The sequence below is a fragment of the Mesobacillus boroniphilus JCM 21738 genome, from assembly GCF_000517385.1.
GTDB lineage: Bacteria > Bacillota > Bacilli > Bacillales > Cytobacillaceae > Mesobacillus > Mesobacillus boroniphilus.
The window spans coordinates 1-4,413 of sequence record NZ_BAUW01000156.1; the positions used below are offsets into that span (position 1 = coordinate 1).

General features: G+C 44.7%; 2 protein-coding genes and 1 pseudogene. 2 read left to right on the forward strand and 1 reads right to left on the reverse strand.

What is annotated here, in order from left to right; all coding sequences use genetic code 11:
- Positions 1–42: 42 nt before the first annotated feature.
- Positions 43–497 (reverse strand): annotated as a pseudogene (locus JCM21738_RS21040) (OsmC family protein).
- 279 nt (positions 498–776) lie between these two features.
- Between JCM21738_RS21040 and JCM21738_RS21045 the strand changes: the two are divergent.
- Entirely contained in the window at positions 777–2,429 is a 1,653-nt protein-coding gene (locus tag JCM21738_RS21045; protein WP_023625623.1) for a M20/M25/M40 family metallo-hydrolase, read from the forward strand.
- A gap of 151 nt (positions 2,430–2,580) precedes the next feature.
- The gene (locus tag JCM21738_RS21050; protein WP_023625624.1) at positions 2,581–4,239 is read left to right on the forward strand and encodes a glutamine--tRNA ligase/YqeY domain fusion protein; all 1,659 of its coding nucleotides are present in this window, start codon (positions 2,581–2,583) and stop codon (positions 4,237–4,239) included.
- Positions 4,240–4,413: the final 174 nt, after the last annotated feature.

The following is a 4,413-nucleotide window of genomic DNA, read 5'->3' on the forward strand; positions in this document are numbered from 1 at the left end:
AAAAAAACGGCACTGCATGGAGCGCCGTCCTATAAATACTATTTATAATGTTACTGGCTTTTCGATGACGATTTCTGTTCTGTTGACATTCACCGGATTTGAGATTGTATCATCCACCGGACACGTTTTAGCAATGAAATCGGCCAGGGCCTGATGTTTTCTTCCGGAGATGGCGATTTAATAAAGTAGGTATAGCGAATATCCGAATAGCCGCGGCGCACATCTGATTTGTTCATGAACCCATCGGTATCAAGGTCCCCTTCCAATTCGACGCGGAAATCCTCTAATTCTACTCCGAATTTTTGGCTGTACACTTGGGCTACGATGGATTGGCAAGCTCCTAATGCACCAAGCAGCATTTCCACAGGATTCATCCCCTGATCGGTCCCTCCCAAATTGGCAGGCTCATCAATCGTGATATGGAACCCTCTGGCCTGGACATCAACCTTTACACCTTCTTGCAATACAGCAGTGGCTTTGAAAATTTCTTTTGGCATGATATTCCCTCCTTTATATTTACACCTTTATTTTCCATTATTTTCCCGTAAAATCATTCACTAAAAAGCAAGGTACACAAAAGGTTCATCGTGTTTTGTACATATTGTGAAAAGATTAACAATCTGTACAAAATTAGAAATAGTAACATCCGTATACTCCATTTAGATAAAGGGAATCCCTTATAGGCTTTTTCTTAACCACTTTTTTCTATTGTATTTCCCTTTCATTTAAGTTAGCTTGATATTAAAACCCGAATATTCTGAAAGGGGATGCTTTGGATGCTTGATTGCAGGGATGAGGTTTTATTTTATACAAAGCAGCTTGTGAACATTGGCAGCATTGTCAACACAAATGGAGAGAACGAAATTGCCCAGGCACTTTATACGATGATTTCATCGTTTCCTTATTTTATGGAGAACCCTTCACACGTCATCAAACCGCAAACTCAGACTGATGTACTCGAACGCTACAATGTCATGGCTTTTGTAAAAGGCACAAAAGGAAACAGCAACCGTACTGTCATTTTGATGGGGCATCTTGACACTGTCGGAATTGATGATTTTACACAGCTGGCTGATTTGGCATTTGATCCTGACCAGCTGCTTGTTGAGCTGAAAAAGGAGAAGCTGCCACCGCTTGTAAATCAACATGCGCAATCAGGTGAATGGATGTTTGGCCGAGGGGTGCTTGACATGAAGAGCGGCGTCGCTTCCCATCTTTATCTCCTGAAATACTTTTCTGAACACCCAGAGGAGCTCGATGGCAACCTTGTTTTTTTAACGGAGTGTGATGAGGAGGACAGTTCGTATGGAATCCTCTCTGCCGTCAAGGACCTGAACGTCTGGAAAGAAGAGCACAGCTTTGAATATGTCGCTGCAGTCAATAGCGACTTTGTTTCACCCCGGTTTTCGGGAGATAAGAATCGTTACATCTATAAAGGAACTGTCGGAAAGCTGCTCCCTTCTTTTTACATTACAGGCTCTGAAACGCATGTCGGTTCCGCTTTCGAAGGTCTGGACCCTAACCTGATCGCTGCAGAATTGACGAGACAAATCGACTATAACCCTGACCTATGCAATGAAGCATTCGGCGAGACGACGCTTCCACCGGTTTCCCTGAAGCAGATGGACCTGAAGCCTAACTATACTGTGCAGACGGCCCTGGCAGCATATGTTTATTACAATTTCTTCATTCATTCCTGGACGCCAAAGGATGTTTTGGGAAAAATGAAGGAGCAAGCTCATATTGCTTTTGAAAAAGCATTGAAGCTGTACGAGGAGCGTTATCAGCAATTTTGCAAAATCAGCGGTGAACCAGGGAGGGAGATACAGTGGAAGCCAAGGGTTATGACTTATGAAGAAATGGAAGCTGAACTCATCAAGGCCCATGGCTCTGAATACACCGCACACATGGTGGAATTCAAGGATGAGCTCATTCTCGATGCCACCCTTGATCTGAGAATGTACGCGGCGAGGGTTGTCGAAGAAGCCTGGAAATGGATGCCCGATCAGAGTCCGGCAATCATTATCTTCTACTCTTCCCTCTACTCGCCAAGGATTGAAGTGACTGGTGAAACCGAGGATGAGCGAAATCTGATTGACGCTTTAGACAACGCTGTCAAAACGGTACAGCCGGGCTACGATGAGCCAATCGTTGTCCGCAGTTTCTTTCCTTATATATCTGATATGAGCTTTGTCGCTTTGAGTGATGATGATGAAGCTTTGGACTTCGCATCCCGGAACAATCCAAGCTGGGGAACGAAATTTTTCGTGGACTACCAGGAAATCCGCAAGCTGAATGTGCCAGTGATTAACATCGGACCTTACGGGCTGGACGCCCATAAACGTTATGAACGAATGGAAATTGACTACTCTGTTAAAATAGTCCCGAACCTGACTTACGAAGTCATTCGGAATATTTTAGCCAAATAATCTTCAGGTGCCTTGTTTAAGGCACCTTTTTTGATATTTCCCTACTTGTTTTTCCGCTTTTTTCTTATTACTATATAGTTCAGTGGAAATATATTATAGTAATCATTAAAATAAAGATAATGAGACTGATCAAAGGAAAGGCTGATTTCAATTGGAAGAAAACTCTAATTTTATAAAAACGATCATTAAGGAAGATTTGGAGAGCGGCAAGCGCGATAAAGTCGTGACCCGTTTCCCTCCAGAACCAAATGGATACCTACATATCGGTCATGCAAAATCAATCGTCATTAACTTCGGCCTTGCAGATGAATTCGGCGGCAAGACAAACCTCCGATTCGATGACACAAACCCATTGAAGGAAGACCAGGAATACGTAGATGCCATCAAGGAAGACGTCGAATGGCTGGGCTATGAATGGGAAGGCTTGTTCTTTGCATCTGACTATTTCGATGAAATGTACGACCGCGCTGTCCTGTTGATTAAAAAGGGCTTGGCTTATGTGGATGATTTGTCAGCAGATGAAATCCGTGAATACCGCGGCACACTTTCCAAACCAGGAAAGGAAAGCCCGTACCGCAATCGTTCTGTTGAAGAGAATCTTGAGCTGTTCGAAAAGATGAAGAACGGTGAATTCGCAAATGGTGAAAAGGTATTGCGTGCGAAGATTGATATGTCATCACCTAACATCAACCTTCGTGACCCGGTCATCTACCGAATTTCCCATGCAACACACCATAACACAGGAGATAAATGGTGCATCTACCCAATGTACGCTTTTGCCCATCCGATCGAGGATGCGCTTGAGGGTGTTACCCACAGTCTGTGCACAACCGAGTTCGAAGACCAGCGTCCGCTTTACGACTGGGTTGTTCGTGAGTGCGAAATGGAAGCAACACCTCAGCAAATTGAATTTGGCCGCCTGAACCTGACAAATACGGTAATGAGCAAGCGCAAACTGAAGCAGCTTGTGGAAGAAAAGTATGTCGATGGCTGGGATGACCCTCGCCTGCCGACAATTTCCGGCTTAAGAAGACGCGGTTTCACACCAGAAGCGATTCGTGAGTTTGTAAAAGCGGCTGGAGTTTCCAAAGGATACTCAACAGTTGACGCACAAATGCTTGAGCACTTTGTACGTGAAGACCTTAAGCTGAAGGCTCCGCGCACGATGGGCGTACTTCGTCCATTGAAAGTCGTCATCACGAACTATCCGGAAGACGAAGTGGAGTGGCTGGATGCAGACATCAACCCTGAGAATCCGGATATGGGAACACGAAAAATCCCATTCTCCCGTGAAATTTATGTTGAGCAGGACGACTTCATGGAAAACCCGCCAGCGAAATACTTCCGCCTCTTCCCAGGCAATGAAGTCAGATTGAAGCACGCTTACTTCATTAAATGTAATGAAGTAGTTAAAGATGAAAATGGCGAAGTAGTTGAGCTTCGCTGCACATATGATGTAGAAACAAAGAGCGGATCTGGCTTCACTGGCCGCAAGGTAAAAGGAACACTGCACTGGGTTGACGCAACACATGCCCTTCCAGCAGAATTCCGCCTGTATGAGCCGCTGATTCTTGATGATGAGGAAGAAAGCGAAGAGGAAGCCGAGAACAAATCATTCCTGGATCAGGTAAATGAAAAATCCCTGGTAATCGTGAACGGCTTCATCGAGCCAAACATGCAGGACGCCAAGCCGCAGGATAAATTCCAGTTCTTCCGCCACGGCTACTTCAACGTCGATCCGAAGCACACAACAGAAGACAAAAAAGTCTTCAACCGCATTGTGTCGCTGAAGAGTTCGTTTAAGCTTTAATATTTGGTTTGGTGACCTCCCCGAGTGTGAGTTAGATTCGGGGAGGTTTTTGAATTATTGTTGTTCAGGCTAGTTGCTAGAAGGCTGGGTTGGGAATAGGCGGCCAGTTTCGGAAAATAAACTGTTTAGATATTGAATACCGGCAGATTCTTGACAACTTTTCCGCTCTCACCC